Origin of the sequence: Methylomonas stagni (assembly GCF_050154735.1) — a bacterium.
Taxonomy (GTDB): Bacteria; Pseudomonadota; Gammaproteobacteria; order Methylococcales; family Methylomonadaceae; genus Methylomonas; species Methylomonas koyamae_A.
This window is the reverse complement of the sequence record NZ_CP189557.1, coordinates 284262-303179: the sequence shown is the minus strand read 5'-3', so window position 1 is coordinate 303179 and position 18918 is coordinate 284262. Positions and strand designations below refer to the sequence as shown.

At 54.7% G+C, this 18918-nt stretch carries 20 protein-coding genes; 12 read left to right on the top strand and 8 right to left on the bottom strand.

Annotation, left to right across the window (positions count from 1 at the left end):
* The first annotated feature begins 1 nt into the window (after position 1).
* Genes ACP4CD_RS01435 through ACP4CD_RS01405 form a run of 7 tightly spaced genes read left to right on the top strand, consistent with a single transcriptional unit; the run spans position 2 to position 6331 of the window.
* The gene (locus ACP4CD_RS01435; protein WP_426993096.1) at positions 2-715 is read left to right on the top strand and encodes a prepilin-type N-terminal cleavage/methylation domain-containing protein; all 714 of its coding nucleotides are present in this window, start codon (positions 2-4) and stop codon (positions 713-715) included.
* Positions 699-1646 (top strand): general secretion pathway protein GspK, encoded by a 948-nt coding sequence (locus ACP4CD_RS01430; protein ID WP_064028093.1) that lies wholly within the window; start codon positions 699-701, stop codon positions 1644-1646. Before ACP4CD_RS01435 ends, ACP4CD_RS01430 begins: the two co-directional genes overlap by 17 nt.
* Entirely contained in the window at positions 1643-2827 is a 1185-nt protein-coding gene (locus ACP4CD_RS01425) for a PilN domain-containing protein (RefSeq protein ID WP_426993094.1), read from the top strand. The genes ACP4CD_RS01430 and ACP4CD_RS01425 overlap by 4 nt, the downstream gene beginning before the upstream one ends.
* A complete protein-coding gene (gspM, locus tag ACP4CD_RS01420; protein WP_071155549.1) occupies positions 2820-3398 on the top strand; it encodes a type II secretion system protein GspM in 579 nt (192 codons plus the stop codon). The genes ACP4CD_RS01425 and gspM overlap by 8 nt, the downstream gene beginning before the upstream one ends.
* A complete protein-coding gene (locus ACP4CD_RS01415) occupies positions 3395-4027 on the top strand; it encodes a hypothetical protein (protein ID WP_071155551.1) in 633 nt (210 codons plus the stop codon). Before gspM ends, ACP4CD_RS01415 begins: the two co-directional genes overlap by 4 nt.
* Positions 4017-6032, top strand: coding sequence for a type II secretion system secretin GspD (gene gspD / locus ACP4CD_RS01410; protein WP_426993092.1), 2016 nt, complete (start codon positions 4017-4019; stop codon positions 6030-6032). The genes ACP4CD_RS01415 and gspD overlap by 11 nt, the downstream gene beginning before the upstream one ends.
* Positions 6033-6040: 8 nt before the next feature.
* The gene (locus tag ACP4CD_RS01405; RefSeq protein WP_426993091.1) at positions 6041-6331 is read left to right on the top strand and encodes a type II secretion system protein GspD; all 291 of its coding nucleotides are present in this window, start codon (positions 6041-6043) and stop codon (positions 6329-6331) included.
* Between the two features lie 72 nt (positions 6332-6403).
* On the opposite strand, the gene nqrM is transcribed toward ACP4CD_RS01405, so the two are convergent.
* The 8 genes from nqrM to ACP4CD_RS01365 all read right to left on the bottom strand — a co-directional run bounded on the left by nqrM (position 6404) and on the right by ACP4CD_RS01365 (position 13665).
* A complete protein-coding gene (nqrM, locus tag ACP4CD_RS01400; RefSeq protein ID WP_281020811.1) occupies positions 6404-6610 on the bottom strand; it encodes a (Na+)-NQR maturation NqrM in 207 nt (68 codons plus the stop codon).
* A 220-nt stretch (positions 6611-6830) separates the two neighbouring features.
* Positions 6831-8051, bottom strand: a complete 1221-nt coding sequence (gene nqrF, locus ACP4CD_RS01395; protein WP_064028077.1) for an NADH:ubiquinone reductase (Na(+)-transporting) subunit F — start codon at positions 8049-8051, stop codon at positions 6831-6833.
* Between the two features lie 10 nt (positions 8052-8061).
* Positions 8062-8670 (bottom strand): NADH:ubiquinone reductase (Na(+)-transporting) subunit E, encoded by a 609-nt coding sequence (nqrE, locus tag ACP4CD_RS01390; protein ID WP_064028075.1) that lies wholly within the window; start codon positions 8668-8670, stop codon positions 8062-8064.
* The gene (locus ACP4CD_RS01385) at positions 8670-9338 is read right to left on the bottom strand and encodes an NADH:ubiquinone reductase (Na(+)-transporting) subunit D (protein WP_064028073.1); all 669 of its coding nucleotides are present in this window, start codon (positions 9336-9338) and stop codon (positions 8670-8672) included. Before ACP4CD_RS01385 ends, nqrE begins: the two co-directional genes overlap by 1 nt.
* Before the next feature lie 8 nt (positions 9339-9346).
* Entirely contained in the window at positions 9347-10207 is an 861-nt protein-coding gene (locus ACP4CD_RS01380; protein ID WP_064028071.1) for a Na(+)-translocating NADH-quinone reductase subunit C, read from the bottom strand.
* Complete coding sequence (locus ACP4CD_RS01375; protein ID WP_064028069.1) at positions 10200-11399, bottom strand: NADH:ubiquinone reductase (Na(+)-transporting) subunit B; 1200 nt, start codon at positions 11397-11399, stop codon at positions 10200-10202. Before ACP4CD_RS01375 ends, ACP4CD_RS01380 begins: the two co-directional genes overlap by 8 nt.
* Positions 11400-12746: a Na(+)-translocating NADH-quinone reductase subunit A gene (locus ACP4CD_RS01370; protein ID WP_426993089.1), complete on the bottom strand. Its 1347-nt coding sequence runs from the start codon at positions 12744-12746 to the stop codon at positions 11400-11402.
* Between the two features lie 190 nt (positions 12747-12936).
* Positions 12937-13665, bottom strand: a complete 729-nt coding sequence (locus tag ACP4CD_RS01365; RefSeq protein ID WP_426993087.1) for a metallophosphoesterase — start codon at positions 13663-13665, stop codon at positions 12937-12939.
* A 99-nt stretch (positions 13666-13764) separates the two neighbouring features.
* On the opposite strand from ACP4CD_RS01365, the gene ispG reads away from it, so the two are divergent.
* The 5 genes from ispG to ACP4CD_RS01340 all read left to right on the top strand — a co-directional run bounded on the left by ispG (position 13765) and on the right by ACP4CD_RS01340 (position 18915).
* The gene (gene ispG / locus ACP4CD_RS01360) at positions 13765-14985 is read left to right on the top strand and encodes a flavodoxin-dependent (E)-4-hydroxy-3-methylbut-2-enyl-diphosphate synthase (protein ID WP_071155563.1); all 1221 of its coding nucleotides are present in this window, start codon (positions 13765-13767) and stop codon (positions 14983-14985) included.
* A gap of 694 nt (positions 14986-15679) precedes the next feature.
* Positions 15680-16342 (top strand): TorF family putative porin, encoded by a 663-nt coding sequence (locus ACP4CD_RS01355; RefSeq protein WP_426993085.1) that lies wholly within the window; start codon positions 15680-15682, stop codon positions 16340-16342.
* Positions 16343-16456: 114 nt separating this feature from the next.
* The gene (locus ACP4CD_RS01350) at positions 16457-17002 is read left to right on the top strand and encodes an RNA polymerase sigma factor (protein ID WP_426993084.1); all 546 of its coding nucleotides are present in this window, start codon (positions 16457-16459) and stop codon (positions 17000-17002) included.
* Positions 17003-17020: 18 nt separating this feature from the next.
* Positions 17021-17698 carry a zf-HC2 domain-containing protein gene (locus tag ACP4CD_RS01345; protein WP_426993083.1) on the top strand — a complete coding sequence of 226 codons (678 nt, stop codon included), beginning with the start codon at positions 17021-17023 and terminating at the stop codon, positions 17696-17698.
* Positions 17695-18915 (top strand): S8 family peptidase, encoded by a 1221-nt coding sequence (locus ACP4CD_RS01340; protein WP_426993081.1) that lies wholly within the window; start codon positions 17695-17697, stop codon positions 18913-18915. The genes ACP4CD_RS01345 and ACP4CD_RS01340 overlap by 4 nt, the downstream gene beginning before the upstream one ends.
* Positions 18916-18918 lie beyond the last annotated feature (3 nt).

Sequence of the window (18918 nt, the reverse complement as noted above, 5' to 3'; positions counted from 1 at the left end):
CATGGACCGCCCGATTCGAAACGGCTTTACCCTAATCGAAATGTTGATCGCGATGACGCTGCTCAGCGTCATCGTCGCGCTGCTGTTCGCCAGTCTGCGCATTGCCGCCGAGAGCTGGAACGTCGGCGAAGCCAAGCTGACCGAGGTCAACCAGAAAGCCGTGGTCTATCAGTTTTTCAGACGCCATCTCAGCGGCATCAAACCGGTGCCGGCACCGACCGAAGACAACGAGTCATCGCCGACCGGTCTGAGAACCGACACCCCCGACGCCGCCAATCAAACCGCCGAGACGCTGGCCTTCGAAGGCCGTCCGCACGCGATTCGTTTCGTCGCGGCGCTGCCTTCGGCTTCGGCCCGTAAGGGCTTACAGACGTTTACCGTCGATACCGACCCTGATAGTTCGTCGGTGATTCGGGTTTCGCTGGTACCTTACGGCCAATTGCCCGACGCCGCGGCAGAGGCCACGGTCCTACTGAATAATGTCGAGGACTTTGAGTTGGCCTATTACGGCACCAACGCGGAAACCGATAAAACCGCCTGGCACGAGCAATGGATTAACGCCGAGCAACTGCCGTTGCTGATTAAGGTCCGCATCGTCTTGCGAGACCACAGTTTCTGGCCCGACATGATCTTTCCGGTCAGAATCAATGCCAGACCGACGCTGACCGCGCCGCCCGCCAATACCGAGAGCGTGGACGATGCCAACCCGAATTAATCGGCAATCCGGCTTCGCGCTGGTCATCGTCATCTGGATTTTGACCTTGCTGAGCATCATGGCCGGCAGTTTTGCATTAAGCATGCGCCGCGAAAGTAGCGTCAGTTATGCGCTGCACAAAAACGCCGAAGCGATGGCGATCGCCGAAAGCGGCATCAATCTGGCTATTTTCAGGCTGCAACAAACCGACAAGGAGCAGCGCTGGCTATCGGACGGCAGCGTTTATCAGGTCCCGACCGTGGACGGCGTCACGCGCATCAAGATTCTCGCCGAATCCGGCAAGGTAGACATCAACGCCGGTAAGGAGGAACTGCTGCAAGCCGTGATTGCCGGCGCGACCAGCGACGAGAAGGAACAAGCTCGCTTGGTGGACGCGATCGTCGATTGGCGCGATGCCGACGACGAGCCGCGTCAACACGGCGCGGAACGCAAGGAATATCAGCAGGCCGGTTTGCGGCAGCGCCCCGGCAATCGACCGTTCCAGTCCGTCGAAGAACTGCAACAGGTGATCGGCATCGACGCTGAATTGCTGGAACGCCTGCGGCCCTGGCTAACCGTGTATTCGGAACAAGCCGAAGTGGATTTCAAGGTTGCCGATCCGAAGCTGTTGCAAATCATCGGCGCCGATCTGAAAGAACGCAATGTTCATGATGTATACTTGGACAATCGTTTGGCGGCTCAGTCGTCGGACCAGGAAGACACCGGCGAAACCGGCGAGGACAGCGGAATCGCCGAGAACCAGGCTTTTACCATCACGGTGGAAACCCGGATTGGCGAAGACGCCGGCGCTGGCCTCGAAGCAGTCATTAAGTTTCAGAATCAGAACCCGGATGAGCCTCCTATAAAAATCCTGGATTGGCACCCTCGGCAAGACGCGTTGTCGTTATTCGACTCGGCTATGGAATCCCAGCTAATTTTTGTTCAAGAATGAATTTACAAGCGACAATCGATTTTGACCTGCGGCGGTTTTTCCGCTGGTGGAGCAAAGAGCTGAGCTACTGGATACCCGCTCCGGTGCTGGCCTTATTAAGCGACCGCAGCGGCTATCTGATTTTCGCCGAAACCCCAGCCGGCATGACCGCGACGTTTCGCCGCGCCCTCGACCCCGATCAGCCTCCCCTCTTCAGTAAAACCCTGAATCGCGACAACCCCGATGCCTATCGGGAGTTGCTGGCGCAACAACCGGAACTGCAAAAAGCCGACACGCTGCTCAGGCTGGAAGCGGGCCAGGGTCTGACCAAAACCATTTATCTACCGCTGGCCGCCCAGGAAAACCTGGCGCAAGTGGTCGGTTTCGAGCTGGACCGGTACACGCCGTTCAAGGCCGACGCGGTGTATTTCGCCAACTTACCTTTGGGGAAAACCGATTCGGGCCAACTACGGGTTCAGTTGGTGCTCACGCCGCGACCGGTACTGGATCGCCTGCTGGAACAGTTGCAGAGTTGGGGCGTGCAACCCAGCGGCGTCGATTACGCCGAGGCGTTACCCGCTGAAGGTATCACGGCGGATTACAATCTATTGCCGGAACGTTTCCAACCGCGCGGCAACCGCTTGTCGCAATCGCTGCACTGGCTTTTGAACGCATTGTTTGCGCTATTGTTGCTGGCCGCGACAATTTGGCCGGTTTGGCGGGAAGGTGAAGCGGTCGAGCGTTTAAAGGCCAGCATTAAAACATTGGAAAAGGAAACCCGGCTGATTGAGGGCCAACAACAGGAAATCGAGGCGGTGCGGAGCAAGACTCAACGCTTGATCGACCTGAAAACTCAAACCCCCTCGCTAATCGAAGTGCTCAACGAGCTCAGCAAGTTATTGAAAGACGACACCTGGCTCACCCACTTTCAGTACACCGACAAGCACTTGCAGGTTCAGGGCCAGTCGCCGGCCGCGTCCGCGTTGATCGGCATCTTGGAAGCATCGCCCTATTTCGCCAACGTGGCCTTCGTATCGCCATTGACTCAGGATAAGAACACCGGCCGGGAACGCTTTCAAATCAGCATGGATGTCGCCGCCGTCGCCGAAACCGAACCCTCGGAAGCAGCCGATACCGCCGAGGAAACCGACACCGATGCGAATCCGGCCGATGACAACGGGTCAGGGACGGCGAATGAGTAATCCGCGTTATCAACGTTGGTTGGCTCTAGGGCTGTTGATCGGCGTCGTCTTGACATTGCTGTTTGCGATTCTGCTGCCCTTGTTGAATCAATGGTTGGATTATCGCGACCAAAAAAGCGATTTGTTATTCCGCCTGCAACGCCAACAAGCCGTTGCCGCTCGCAAACAAGGCGTAGCCGACAATTTGCAAGCCTTGCAGCAGCAATTCGAAGAGCAGGATTACTTCTCGAACAGCACGACCGAGGCCTTGGCGTCCGCCGAGCTGCAAAACGCGATCAAGACGGCCGTCACCGAAGCCGGCGGCCAGCTCACCAGCACGCAGGGGCTGCCGGGCAAAGCCGAAAACGAATTCGTCCGAATTTCAGTGAAGGTGCGCATGGTGTCCTCGATAGACGCACTGCGCCACGTGTTGCACAGCATTGAGTCTTCGGTACCGCTGCTGGTCATAGATCAACTGGACATTACCCCGGTTCGCGGGGCCCGCAATCGCGGCACCAACAAAATAGACCCCAGCACCCAACTCAACGTCAGTTTTCAAGTGGTCAGTTTCATGCGAGCCAAATCCTCATGAACCAAAAACTATTGAAACTGCAATTGATAGGCTGCGGCCTGGCAAGTTTAACGCTGGCCGCCGAGTGGACTTACGGCAATCTTGCCTGGAACGAGTTGCTCAAGGCCTTGGAGCCGCCCGTGCCGGCTGAATTTCAAAGCGAGGAATTGCCGGAACTGCCGGAGCGCCAACGCTCGTTGGAGAATTTCGCCGAAATCGTCGATCGCCCGGTGTTTATCGAAGGCCGCCGGCCGATTGCGGATACCGCGACATCCGATGCGACCGCCGGACCGGACCTGGGCCAGATCGACGATTGGGCCTTAGTCGGCATCTACAACAAAGACCGGAATCCGATCGCACTGTTCAGCAAACGCAACGAAGCCAAAAAATTTCAAAAGCTCAACGAATCGCAAAGCATTTCCGGCTGGACGCTTAAACAGATACTGGCCGACCGGGTTGTGCTGACCCAAGCCGGCCAGGAAAAAGCCGTCGCGTTACGTAAGCCTAGACCGCAAACCAAACCGCCGGTGCCGGGCAGGCCCCCCGTGCCGCCGAGACCGGCGCAACCGCCAGCCGCCATGCAGCCGCCCCCGAAACCCAACGAACCATCTCCGCCCGTTGAAAATGTCGAGAACATCAATGACAACTAGTAAATTCACTCTTACGCCGGTCGTGGCGTTAGCGCTGTCGATGACAGGTTGCGAGTTTATCGGTCCGCAATTCCATCAGAAACTGCCATTGGCCGACGTCAAACCCGCGTCCGGCGATCAATTATCGCTACCGGAGTTGTCCAACGAAGCCGATAAGAACGCTGAAAACAAAGTCACCAAGGTCGAGTTGTTCCCGAACGGCGAACCCGTCATCAACGCCCAAGCCAACACCACGTCCGAACCGAAAAAGTCGGTCGGCAAAGGCGAATACAGCTTGAATTTCGACGACGCGGATCTTGGTGAAGTAGCCAAGGTGATACTGGGCGATATCTTGAATCGCAACTATACGATCAGTCCGCAAGTCACCGGCAAAGTCACGCTACAGACCTCGAAACCACTCAGCAAGGAAGAATTGATTCCGACCCTGGAAATGCTGCTGAGCCTAAACAATGCCGCGCTTTCGACGCTGGACGGGGTTTATTTGATCAAGCCATCCAACGAAGCTATTTACAGCAGCTCGATCAACTCTCTGTCGGGTTCGAAAATGCCCAACGGTTATCAGGTCCGCATCATTCCGGTCAAAAACGTCGCCGCCGCCGAACTGGGCGAAATACTGAAACCCTTGTTGCCGGAAAAAGCGCTACTGCATGTCGACGCCAATCGCAATCTGCTGATGGTGGCCGGTTCCGGCGCCGAGCTGGGGCGGGTCATGGATGTGGTCAACACCTTCGATACCGATATTTTGAAAGGCCGTTCGTTCGCGCTGTTCACGCCGGCCCACGTCAGCGCCGGCAAAGTCATTGACGAGTTGGATCAAATCTTCAACCACAAACAAGAGAAGGACAAGGGCGGCGATTCCAGCTTTTTCCGTTTCATCGAAATCGAACGCCTGAACGCGATTCTAGCCATCACTCATCAGGCGCATTACTTAAAAGACATCGAAAACTGGATCTTGCGGCTAGATAGGATCAATCCGGCGGCGGCCGGCGGCGTGAACGTCTACCGGGCGCAGCATGTCAGTGCTTCAGACTTGGCGGAAACGCTAAGCGGGATATTCGGAAACGGTTCCGGCCAACGCAGTTCGAAAGCCTCCATTGCCTCCGGCCGAAAAAGCATGTCGGCCAGCAATCGGTCGTCTTCCAGCAGCAGCGGAACCGGCGCCTCTAGCAGCACAACCGGCACGGGTACCAGCTCCAGTAGCAGCAGCCGCAGTGGCGGCGACAGCGAGCGCACGCTCAGCGACCGCAACCAAGACCGCAATCGTAGCAGCGGCGCGAGCGGCAGCGTCGGTTCGGTACTGGGTAACGCCTCTACCGCCGGCTCGAGTAACAACGACATGCCCAACGTCAAAATCATCCCCGACGATGGCAATAACGCACTGATTATCGTCGCAAACTCAGAGGAATACTCCAAAATCCTCAGAGTTATAAAACAATTGGACGTGTTACCTCTGCAGGTGATGATCGATGCGACAATTGTCGAAGTCACATTGAAAGACGACTTGCAGTACGGCATCCAATGGTATTTACAACACGAGAACGGCGGGACCAATATCGCTTCTGGCGGAGCGGACAATGGGCTGATTAGTTCCGGCACGTTGACCGACATCGCCAAAGGTATTGGAACCGGTGGTTTTTCTTACGCTTTTTCGAGCGGTTCCAAGGACATCAACGCTGTCCTAAAAGCTGGCGCCACCAACAACAATATCAACGTCATCTCATCACCTTCGCTAATGGTTTTAAATAATCAGGAGGCTTCGATCAAGGTCGGCGATTCGGTTCCAATCTTGACGAGCACCACCACTTTCACGACCGGTACAGCTACCAGTAACAATATTCAAATGGTGGATACCGGCGTTAACCTCGCCGTTCGGCCAAGAGTCAACTCGGGCGGATTGGTGTTAATGGATATATTGCAAAGCGTCAATCAAGCCATCCCAACAACTGGTACGGGTGGGACCGGCACATCCACCATCAATTCGCCGACGATTCAAAAAGAGAAATAGAAACCAGCGTGGTGGTGCAGAGTGGAGAAACTATCGTGTTGGGTGGCTTGATCAAAGAAAATAACGACTATAGCCGCTTCGGCGTACCGCTGCTGCATGAAATTCCATTAGTGGGTCCGCTATTTGGCAGCACTACCCGCAATAAGGATAAGACCGAATTAGTCGTACTTCTAACCCCTCGCGTGATGAAAAGTCGTATAGATGCTCAAGACGTCACACACGAATTTAGACGGAAACTATCGGGAATCTATAGGGAACCGGACACGATTAACATAGAAGTTGAAGAAGAAACCCAGTAGGAACTGGAGTTTGCTTTGCCCCTCTTAGCGCGCTTAAGCGGGGCAATGATCTCAAGATTCAAATCGCTTCTATCAGCTTTTCAGAGCGGCATCATCAGAATGAGCTAATCTCGCCTGCTCGGCCTCCAACAGTTTGCGCTTGTCGCACTTCTCGGTGCAGATGCAATTGCCGGTACCGCCGCAAGAGCCTTTGATCGCGTGCCGACCGAATATCACGCCGATCGCCATGACCGCGATCACGACCAGCATAAACACGAAAGTTACTAAAAAATACGTCATGGATGTCCTCTAATTCAATATGACGGTTGAAAATACGTCTGATCGATAGATCGTCAAAAACAGAAATAGTTACAGTATCGGCCAAAATAGGTGTAGCGACTACGGCAATTGAAGCCGATTCATACTAAAACCTGATTCCCGCCAAAATCAACCATCGTCACAAAAAAAACGAGGAGAAATCCTAAGATCGCTCCCCGTTCCCGACCGGCAAAAGACCGATTTAGCCGCCGAAGTCGTCCAGGAAGATGTTTTCCCTGTCTACACCGTTAGCCAACAGCATGTTGATCACCGACGAGTTCATGATCGGAGGACCGCACATGTAGAACTCGCAGTCTTCCGGCGCCGGATGGTTCTTGATGAACTCTTCGAACAACACGTTGTGAATGAAGCCGGTGTAACCGGTCCATTCGTCTTCCGGCAACGGATCGGACAGAGCCACGTGCCATTGGAAGTTGTCGTTCTCGCGTTGCAGCATGTCGAAATCTTCGACGTAGAACATTTCCCGCTTGCTGCGCGCGCCATACCAGAACGTGATTTTGCGTTTGGATTTCAACCGACGCAGCTGGTCGAAAATGTGCGAACGCATCGGTGCCATACCGGCACCACCGCCGATGAAGACCATTTCGGCATCGGTATCCTTGGCGAAAAATTCTCCGTAAGGACCTGAAACCCAAACTTGATCGCCCGGCTTCAAATTAAAGATGAAAGAAGACATGATGCCTGGCGGAATACCGTCCGGCGCGCCCGGCGGCGGCGTGGCGATCCGCACGTTCAACATAATCTCTTTTTCTTCCGGATAGGAAGCCATCGAGTAGGCCCGCAAGGTCGGCTCTTTTACGTCGGAAACATAGCGCCAAAGATTGAATTTATCCCAATCCGGTCGGTATTCCTCGGCGACATCCATATCGGCGTACTTGGACACGTGCGGCGGACATTCGATTTGAATGTAACCACCCGCGCGGTAATTGATCGCTTCGCCTTCCGGCAATTGCAATACCAACTCTTTAATAAACGTCGCGACGTTGTCGTTGGACTTGACGGTGCAAAGCCATTTTTTGACGCCGAATACGCTGTCCTCGACTTCTACCGCCATATTGGTTTTCACCGCGACCTGGCACGCCAGACGCTCGCCGTGAGCCGCTTCGCGCTTGGTAATGTGCGACAGCTCGGTCGGCAGAATATCGCCGCCGCCGCTATGCACTTTCACCTTGCATTGGCCGCAAGAACCGCCGCCGCCGCAAGCGGACGAAACGAACAATTGGTTGTCGGACAGCGCATTCAACAATTTCGAACCGGCCGGCACGTGAATCTTCTTCTCGTTGTTGATCAGAATTTCCACATCCCCGGCGGCCACCAGTTTGCTTTTCGCGCCGATGATCATAAACACCAGCGCAATCACGATAGCCGTGAAGAAAATAACCCCTAATGCAATTTCTAGCATTACGATACCCTTACAATTGAATTCCAGAGAACGCCATAAAGCCCAAAGACATCAAGCCGGCGGTAATGAAGGTGATACCCAGGCCTTGCAGGGCCGCCGGCACGTCGCTGTATTTCAGCTTCTCGCGAACGCCAGCCATCAACGTAATGGCCAAGGCCCAACCGAAGCCGGAACCGATACCGTAGGTCACACTCTCACCGAAGTTGTAGTCGCGCTCGATCATAAACAAGCTACCGGCCAAAATCGCGCAGTTCACGGTAATCAAAGGCAGGAAGATACCCAATGCGTTGTAGAGCGCCGGGAAGAACTTATCCAACGTCATCTCCAGAATCTGCACGATCGCGGCGATCATGCCGATACAACTGAGCAGACTAAGAAAACTCAAGTCCACGCCGGTAATGCCAATCCAGGCCAAGGCATCTTCCTTCAACAAGGTTTGATAGATGAACTGATTCGCGGGTACGGTCAAGGTTTGTACCACCATAACCGCGATGCCCAGACCCATCGCCGTTGAGATCTTCTTGGACACCGCCAAGAAGGTACACATCCCCAGGAAGAACGATAACGCCAGGTTTTCGATGAAAACCGCTTTAACAAATAAGCTGATATAGGCTTCCATTAGTGATGCCCTCCTTCACCGTGAGCAATAGCCATGATTTTGAACTCGTTGTGTTCGACTTGTTTCGGCTTCCAGGTGCGGAAAGCCCAAATAATCAAACCGATCACGAAGAACGCGCTGGGCGGCAACAGCATCAAACCGTTCGGTACGTACCAACCGCCATCTTTGACCAACGGTAATACTTCGATACCCAACAATTTGCCGGAACCCAGCGTTTCGCGGACCAAGGCGACCAGAATCAAAATCAAGCTGTAGCCGGCGCCGTTGCCGATACCGTCGATAAAGCTTTGCAGCGGCGGATTTTTCATCGCATACGCTTCGGCGCGGCCCATGACGATACAGTTGGTGATGATCAAACCGACGAACACCGACAGTTTTTTACTAACATCGAACGCGAAGGCTTTCAACAACTGATCGACCACGATCACCAGCGAAGCGATGATGATCATCTGTACGATGATACGGATGCTGCTCGGCGTGTGCTGGCGCACGGCGCTGATCGCCGCGCTGGAACACGCGGTAACCGAGGTCAAGGCCAACGCCATAATCAGCGAGGTCGACATTTGCGAGGTCACCGCCAGCGCCGAACAAACGCCGAGTACCTGCAAGGTAATCGGGTTGTTATCGACCAATGGTTCGAATAATACTTTTTTAGTTTCTTTGTCCATGACGACTCCTAACCGTTTGACTTGATTTTGTTCAGGTACGGCGCGAAACCTTCCGGTCCCATCCAGTACAGGATCAAATTGCTGACGCCGCGGCTGGTCAAGGTGGCGCCGGCCAGGCCGTCGACTTTGTTGACCGCATCCGGACGACTGGTATCGACCGTGCCTTTAACCAGAGTCAAAGCCACTTCGCCGTTATCGCCGTAGACTTTCTTGCCTTTCCACAATGCCCGCCAGTTGGGGTTAACCACCTCGCCGCCCAGACCCGGTGTTTCGCCTTGGTCATAGAGGTTGATGCTTTGCACGGTTTGGCCGTCGGCTTCCAGCGCCAGGAACCCGTACATCGTAGACCACAAGCCGTAGCCGTTAATCGGCAGAATGATGGATTGCAATTTACCGGCGTCCTTCACCAAAAACACCTTAGCAACCTTGGCTTTCATCCGAATGCTGGCGATGTCTTTCTCGACCGGAATCACTTCATTGGTTGCCGGGTCCTTGGCTGCCTTGCGTTGGTCGTATTCGTCAACGTCGCCGTCAACGTATTCGCCGGTCGCCAGATCGACCAATTTGGCTTCGATTCTGTCCTTGAAGGCCGCATCGATGTTGGTATCGTTTTCCAACAAACCGGCGACATCGAGAATGTTTTTCTTCATGTCCAGGGCTTTGTTATGCGACTGCAACGGACGCAATGCGACAGTGGCCATAGACACCAACACCGCGCAGACCAAACACAGGGCCAACGCGACATTGATGGTTTTTTCCAAACTGTCGTTGCTCAGCGCTAGGATACGGTCGGCATAAACTCTGAACTGCTCGTAATATTTACAGAGCTGCTCGTTATACTTGCAGGTTTTTTTCTCGGCATTAAGCATGGCGTTTAATCCTTCTTCTGATATTCGCTTGGACGACAAAGTAATCAATCAACGGCGCAAACATGTTGGAGAAAAGAATTGCAAGCATCACGCCTTCCGGGAACGCCGGGTTTACGACCCGAATGATGACGATCATCACACCGATCAAGATGCCGTAAATCCAGCGGCCGGTATCGGTATTGGCGGCGGAAACGGGATCGGTGGCCATATAAACGGTACCGAACGCAAAACCGCCCAACACCATGTGCCAATACCAGGGAATCGCGAACATCGGATTGGTATTGCTGCCGACCACGTTCAGTAAAGTGGACATCGCGATCATGCCGATCAACACGCCCGCCATGATCCGGTAAGATGCGACGCGGGTGTATAGCAGGAAGGCCGCGCCCAGCAGACAGGCCAAGGTCGAGGTTTCACCCATCGAACCGGGAATGAAGCCCAAGAAGGCTTGGAACCAGCCGAAACTGGCTTTGATCGCGTCCAAGCCACCGGCGGAAGCCAGCGACAACGCAGTGGCGCCGCTATAACCGTCAACCGCGACCCACACCGAGTCACCGGAAATCGAAGCCGGATAGGCGAAGAACAGGAAGGCCCGGCCGGTCAAGGCTGGGTTCAGGAAGTTTTTACCGGTACCGCCGAACACCTCTTTGCCCAACACGATACCGAAGGAGATACCCAACGCCACTTGCCACAAAGGCATGTCCGGCGGCAGAATCAACGTGTAAAGCATCGACGAAACCAGGAAGCCTTCGTTGACTTCGTGCTTACGAACGGTGGCGAACAACACTTCCCAAACGCCGCCCACGGCCAGCGTGGTGAAATAGATCGGGAAGAAGTACAGCATGCCGTGCACCAGGCACGATAAGGGGTTGTACGGGTTGTAACCGAACAAGACCATAGGGAAGCGGCGCCAGTTGTCGATCGCTTCGACACCCATCGCCTTCATCGCCAAATTAGCCTGATAACCGGTGTTGTACCACGCCATCAATATGCAGAACGCCGTGGCGATCACCACGAAGGTCATGGTCCGTTTCAGGTCGTTTCCGTCCCGAACGTGGGTTTTACCGCGCGTTACATCGGACGGCGTGTAGATAAAAGTATCCACCATCTCGTAGAGACCGTAGTACTTTTCGAACTTGCCGCCTTTTGTAAAATGCGGCTCTATGCTATCTAATAAGTCTCTAGCCGACATTTATCCTTCCTTCTCGATTTTAGTTAAATTAGCTCTAAGCACCGGCGCGAAATCATGCTTACCGGGATCGACAAAGGTGAACAGGGAAACATCTTCCTCATTCAACTCCAGACAACCCAAGGCTTGCGCGGTATCGGTGTCGCCGACCACAATGGCTTTCAGTAACGGCGTCGCCAAAATATCCATCGGCATTACGCTCTCGTAAACGCCGACCGGCACGATGGCCCGGTTACTGCCGTTCTTATCGGTTGTTAACGGAAACAAACGGCCATCTTTGCGATCCTTGCTGGACACATAAACGTTCATCGCCGAATATTTGTCCTTGCCGGCCACTATCCAGCCGAAGAATTCGCGATCGCGACCTTCTTTCAGTGCCGAAACTTGCAGACTGTAGGCGCTCAAATACGCCAACGCACCGGCGGCTTCGTGGCCATACAGCACCGAACCGGAAATCACGCGATTTTCAACGTCCTGCAATTCGCCGGCGACTAAGTCTTCCAGATTCGCACCGACACGGGTACGCACCAACCGCGGATTTTTAACGGTAGGTCCGGCTAGCGATACGACTCTTTCGACATTCAATTTGCCGGTCGTGAACAAGGCGCCGATCGCCATCACCGCTTGATAGTCGATATGCCAGACCGATTTATGACCGTTAACCGGATCGAGGAAGTGGATGTGAGTGCTGGGCAATCCGGCCGGATGCGGGCCGGCGAATTCCGCGACCTGAACCGCGCCGTTGCTTGGCACGTCCGCGCCGCTGGCTTTACACAAATAAGTCTTGCCGGCGGTCAGTTTGGCGATCACGGTCAAACCGTTCAGAAAGTCGGCCGCCCGGTCTTTAATCACCACGACCGGGTCCGCGGCCAAGGGCCGGGTGTCTATCGCGGTAACGAAGATAGCGCTCGGCGCGCTGTCGGCGGCAGGAACTTTGCCGTAGGGGCGAGTCAGGAAAGAAGTCCAAAGGCCGGAAGCCAACAGATTTTCCTTGACTTGATCGGCGGACAAGCCGGCCAGCGCCGCCTCGTCATAACTGGCGAAGCTTTCTTGTTGATTGCCGCTCAGTTCGATCACTACCGACAATAACACTCGGCGATCGCCGCGATTGACGGCCTTGACCACGCCGGCTCCCGGCGAGGTAAAGTTGACGCTGGGGTTTTGCTTATCAACGAACAAAGCTTGGCCCAACTTGACTTTATCCCCTTCGGCAACCAGCATTTTTGGCTTTAGGCCGACATAATCGCAGCCCAAAAGCGCTACCGACTTGATGCCGTTACCGTCACTTATTTTCTGTTCGGGTCCACCCGTAATGGGCAAGTCCAAACCTTTTTTTAATGTAAATTGCATAGTAGATACGCCTACTCTCCAGACAGATTGCAGCAAAAGCCCGCCGGAAAAAACTCCAACCCCACCGGGCACTTCAAGACATAAAACCGCGTCATTACATCACAACTTATCGGCTTTCTCAACGAGAAATCCTCAGTCGCGACGCCGCCTGCAGCCCCGGTTAACGCATGAAGTTAGGCGTTTTTTGGCTTCAAATTTCGATGGTTTTATTGATATCGAATCCCTCAACGGTTTTACGCCCTAGATAGCCGCGGGTATTACTGAGGATGCGCGCGTCGGCGATACGATAGTCGCCCAAATTGTGAACATGGCCGTGAAACCAAGCAGCGATCTCGTACTCGTGAAACAAAGGTTTCAAATCGTTGCAATAGGCCAATCGCTTTAGAACTTTGGGCGAACCTATCCAGCTCCATTCGGTAGGCGCGTGATGCGTGACAACGACGGTTTTTCCGGCGTAGGGTTCGGCCAAACGCGCTTCCAGCCAGCTCTTGGCATCGGCATGCAAGGCCGAAAACTGATAGGGCGAGAACGCCTGATCCTCAAAGCTGATCCGGCGAAAATCGTTGAGGGTTTTCTGCAGCGCATTCGCTTTTTCGTCGCCTTCGGAAAACAGATCAGTCCAGAGCGTGCAGCCAATAAAGCGTACACCCTGGAACACAAACTGATCTTTTTCCAGAAAATGAATCTGGCTGCCCGCGCATTCCCGGCGCAACATTTCCAGCACCTGGCGATACTCGTAGCCATAAAACTCATGGTTGCCCGCGACGTAGATCACCGGTTTATTCAAAGCCTTCAACCAAACCACGCCTTGGTCGAAAACGCCAATGTCGCCCGCCGCCACGATAATGTCCGCGTCGGTTTCCGGCGCCGCCTGCTCGCCGAATTCCAAATGCACGTCGGAAAAATAATTGATCAACACAAATTAACTCTTGACTATTGGCGTTGGGTTATAATTTTAAGACCGAGTAAAACGCTTGGTATTTTTCCAAACAACTTCGATTTCTTGCAAAACATTTCTATGTCCATAAGTCCCAGAAAGCACACTCAACAGGTTTTGGTTGGCAACGTCAGAGTCGGCGGCGGCGCTCCGATTGTAGTCCAATCCATGACCAACACGGATACTACCGATGTTGCGGGAAGCGTACAGCAGATTATGGAATTGGCGACCGCCGGGTCGGAATTGGTCAGGATCACCGTCAACACCGAGGAAGCCGCCAAGGCCGTCCCGGAAATCGTTAACCAGCTCGAGCAAAAAGGGTTTTCGGTACCGATTATCGGCGACTTCCATTTCAACGGCCACAAATTATTGGAAAAATATCCGGACTGCGCCCAGGCCCTAGCCAAATACCGAATCAATCCCGGCAACGTGGGCAAGGGTAAAGCCCGCGATCCGCAATTCCAACAAATGATCGAATTCGCAATCCAGTACAACAAACCGGTACGGATCGGCGTTAACGGCGGTAGTCTGGATCAGGCGGTGCTAACCCGCCTTCTCGATGAAAACCGCCAACTGGCGGAGCCTAAGGAGTTACCGGCCATCACTCGCGAAGCCATCGTGCTATCCGCGTTGGAAAGCGCCGCCAAGGCTCAAGAGCTGGGCCTGGGCAAGGACAAAATCATTCTTTCCTGCAAAATCAGTGATGTGCAGGAATTAATCAGCATTTACCAAGACCTGTCCGAGCGTTGCGACTATGCCTTGCATTTAGGTCTGACCGAAGCCGGCATGGGCTCCAAGGGTATTGTCGCCTCGTCGGCGGCACTGGGTATACTGATGCAACAAGGCATCGGCGATACGATCCGTATTTCGCTAACGCCGGAACCCGGCGCCGCCCGCACCAAGGAAGTCGTCGTGGCTCAGGAGATTCTGCAGACGATGGGCTTCCGCTCGTTTACGCCGATGGTCACTGCTTGCCCCGGTTGCGGCCGCACCACCAGCGACTATTTCCAAAGACTGGCCCAAGATATTCAAGGCTATTTGCGCGACCAAATGCCGCTCTGGAAAAACAAGTATCAAGGCGTCGAAGAGATGAAAGTCGCGGTGATGGGCTGCGTCGTCAATGGACCGGGCGAAAGCAAGAACGCGAATATCGGCATCAGCTTGCCGGGCACCGGAGAAACGCCGGTCGCGCCGGTATTCGAAGACGGCGTTAAAACCGTGACGTTAAAAGGCGATAACATTGCCGGCGAGTTTCAGGAATTGGTCGAGCGCTACATCGAAAGCCATTACAGCGCGCACTAATTCTTTTCTTTGGCAACAGCCGACGAGAGCTCCCCCATCTCGTCGGTTACCCGCCGCGCATTTCCTTAATGCCGGCGCACGTGCCTATCATCTGGGCATTCAAAAGAAGAGCTGTCGTTAAGCGGCCTTAAAGCGATCCGCGGCCACATCCTCGGCCTCCGCTTGATACCATTCCTTAAAATCGATAGGTAGCTCCATCACCGGACCGGTGACGCAAAATCTCAACATGCCGTCCGTTGCGACATAGATTCCGCCACTAATGCAATCTTCCCTGAGTCTTTGAGTGCTTACACTAAGCGAGGTATTCATGACGATCCGCTGTAATTGACTTGCGGGCGACTGTAGACAAGCTTTCTTAACGCTCTCTTAACTATCCGGTTGCGGCGGCGAGACCAGTTTCGGCGGATAGCGCTTACAAGCAGAATATCTAGTTGCGCAATACAGTCGTAAGTTACGACTCGCCCGATTCTCCCGAACCAATGCATAGCCAGATCGAGCTATTCTCCGAATAAGTTGAAGGTTCAATGTAACTGGTAAATAATGCGTCGAATAAGCGCCGTTGCCTACCGCTACGTCGAGGTGTGAATCCCCGCCATCGCTACCCTCCCTTATGGAGTTTAGGACTATTTTTCGCAAAGGTTTGTTTTCATTGGCGATAGGTCTGGCTTGTTGGTTACCGGACACCCCGCCTGCCGTGGCCGAATGGCACGGTAGCTTGACCTTCCTCAGCGATTACATCTACCGGGGCTACTCCAAAAATCAGGGCAATCCGTTGGCTCAAGCCCATCTGGATTACCAACACGAGATCGGCTGGTTCGCCGGCCTCGGCTTGTCTCAAGTTCGCTTCGACGACCAAACAAACAGCAACCGCGCGGAAATTGAAATCAAACCTTATTTCGGTTGGAATTGGCCGATCGACAGAGATTGGCGGGCCGAGCTGTCGGTTAGCGGATACCTTTTCGATAACAAACTATTCAACCACTCCGCCGATTATGCCGAATATTCCGCCTCGCTACATTTCCGCGACTGGCTGAGCGCCACGATTTCGGTCGCTCCCAATGCCTACCAACGACAGGCCGACGTGCCCAATTACGAACTGAATTATCGGCGCGACATTTGGGATACCGTACAATTTTCGGCAGGTTTGGGCTACCATCAAGCAGGTAGATTGTTGGGCCAGGACTATTTTTACTGGAATGCCGGTCTTTCCTGGTTTGTGAACGAACATTTGTCGGTCGATATGCGCTACTTGGACGCCGCGTTGACGGCTCATCACCACGCCGATCCGAATCAAGACGAATTCTATCCGCGCCCGCAAGACGACCGCTATCTATTTTCGGTCACTGTCGGATTTTAAAAGCGAACCGTCATTGAACCTTGGACACCCAGCGCGGCATATACCCGAGACCACCCCAGGATCCGCGACCAAGGTTAGATGATGCTGCGTCTAGTGCGTAATTCAATACCACCCATGCCGAACCACACCGAACATCCCGTCGATGAACAGGCAATTCTGCTCCGTATTGCCGAAGGGGACGCGCAAGCCTTCGAGATTTTTTATAAACTGTACTACCCGCGCTTGTTTCGATTTATTTTACGCGTCACTCGCGACGCCGAAAATATCGAAGAATTGATACAGGAAACCCTGTTACTGATCTGGGAGCAGCCGGAGCGCTTCAACCACGAAAGCAAAGTCTCGACTTGGGTATTCGGTATCGCTTATCGCAAGGCGCTGAAGGCCTTATCCAAGGCCGGCAAATACAGCGCGGACGTCGATATCGAAGACTTTCACGAAACCTTGGGCGATCCGTTGGCCAATTTGGCCGACAATTTCGAGACCGCCGATTGGTTAAGCCGCGCGCTGGCCCATCTGCCGCCCGATCAACGTGCCGTGATCGAATTGACCTTCTACCACGGCCTGCCCTACCAGGAAATCGCCAAAATCCTGGACTGCCCGGAGAATACCGTGAAAACCCGTATGTTCCATGCCCGCAAAAAGCTGCAAGCCTTTGCCTAGGCCAGGGAGATTAGACCGATGAACGCCGAAGCCCACACCCAAGCCCAACATCAACAAGTTCAGCGACTGCTGCCGTGGTACGCCAACGACAGCCTGCCGGAAGCGGAGTATCGACTGGTGGATAAACACATTCGGACCTGCCTGACCTGCCGCCGGGAATTGCAAGGTCTGAAAAAGCTGGCGCAAGCCATCAGCCAATCAACCGATCTGGATATCGCCGCGGAAACGTCGTTCGCCAACGTGTCCGCCAAACTTCGCTCCCGCGACCGCTCGGCCGACTCGGCCGCGCCCAATGATCGCCAGGTACCGTCGCGGACGCCCCGCCGCCTGAACGCTTATAGCAAACATCGCGGTTTCCGCTATGCATTGGCGGCTTCGATCTTGCTGGCCTTAATGCCGCTGGGCTGGCAACTCATGCCGACCGGCACCGACGGCTACCGGACCTTGGCAACCGCCAAGCCCGCCGGACTCGCGGCGCCGACCTTGCGCGTGGTCTTTGCCAATACCGTATCGGCTACGGATATATCGGCCGTGCTACGGGATATACACGGCGAACAACAAGGCGAAGCCAATAGTGTCGGCGCCTTGACCGTGCGCCTGAGCACCGAGGACGGTCACCCGAATCTGGAGCAAGCCATCGCCCTGCTCCGAAGCCGATCCGACGTGTTGCTGGCGGAGCCTGTGATACAACCATGAATCCGATCCGTGTAGCGACACTCGCGATACTCTTGTTACTCGGATGCGGTTGCGCCGATCGAATCGACTTCGCGAACCTCGGCGACCAGCCTGCCGATCGGGAACGGCGGATTTTGGTGACCTTTATCGACCGCGGCATTCAACGCGATTTACCCGGCAATTCCCAGGATCGCTATCGGACGCGCGGCACTTACGGCAATTCGTCCTGGAGCGAGCGTATCGCGCTAAAGCTGGCGGAACGCCACCAACTGCGCTTCGTCGCCCAATGGCCGGTCACGGAACTCGGCGTCAGTTGCGTGGTTTACGAAATCCCCAACGCGCTGCCGTTACCGCAAGTCATCGGCGAATTGCAAAACGACGACGATGTCGGCACGGTGCAGCCCATGCAGAGCTTCCAAGTGCTGGCCGACCACCCGGCCGGAAATCCGACGCACGGCGACCCCTATTTGCCGTTGCAAACCGCGTACAACGCGTTGAACATCGGCGAGTGGCATAAGCGGGCCACCGGCCAAGGCATACGCATCGCGTTGATCGATACCGGCGTCGACCTGGAACATCCGGATTTGAAAGGCCAAATCGATTATTCGGAAAACCTGGCCCCGGAACCTGGCGATCATAATCTGGCCGACATGCACGGCACCGCGGTGGCCGGCGTGTTATCGGCGCGCCCCGACAACGGCATCGGGATCGCCGGTATCGCGCCGGCCGCCGACGTCCTGGCGCTTCGTGCGTGCTGGCCGGAACAACCCAATGCGCTGGCCGCTCGCTGCAACAGTTTCACGCTGGCCTTGGCCTTGAATCAAGCGATTCGGATGAATGCGCGGATCATTAACCTCAGTTTGAGCGGACCGGAAGACCCGTTGCTGAAAATGCTGATCGAAAAAGCCCTGACCAAAGACATCATCGTTATCGCCGCCGTGCCGGGCAACCCGCTGGCCTGCGGATTTCCGGCCAACATTCCCGGCGTCATCGCCGTGAATCAACTCGACCTCAACCTTAAGGCGGACGGCAACCAAATCGCGGCGCCGGGCCGGGATATTTTGACGACCTTACCTCACGAGTCCTACGACTTCATGACCGGCAGCTCCTTCGCCACGCCCCATGTTGCCGGACTTACCGCGTTATTATTGCAATTGCACCCGGATTGGCGCGCGGCCAAGATCAAACAGCAACTGCTTCATCCGGAAAACTTGCTCAGCGCCCTAAACGCCGATTAGGCC